The sequence below is a fragment of the Mesorhizobium sp. ArgA1 genome, from assembly GCF_053714375.1.
Genome location: NZ_JBSKBQ010000178.1, coordinates 1 through 285, shown reverse-complemented (window position 1 = coordinate 285; position 285 = coordinate 1). Strand labels below are relative to the sequence as shown.

Annotated in this window: 1 pseudogene; it reads left to right on the top strand. The window is 63.2% G+C overall.

The annotated features are described in order from the left end of the window. A pseudogene (locus ACWGTI_RS32890) lies at positions 1-234 on the top strand (ISKra4 family transposase); the annotation flags it as partial. Between the last annotated feature and the right edge of the window lie 51 nt (positions 235-285).

Sequence of the window (285 nt, the reverse complement as noted above, 5' to 3'; positions counted from 1 at the left end):
GCCGTTCTGCTGGCGGACGTATTGCCTATCGACAAGGCCGTGAACGCGTCGACGATCAGGAACGACGCAATGCGCGTTGCCGCGCGTCTCGAAGCCGAGCTCGGCCCCGAGCAGGCCATGTTCGCGAGCGGATGCCAGGCCGAATGGAACAAGATGCCGATCCCCGGACCACCGGTGACGATCGGCATCGATGGAGGCTACGTGCGCACGACAGACCGACAAACTTCGAGGTGATCGTCGGCAAGTCCGTGCCCGAAGAAGGACCTGCACGGCGATTTGGCTTTG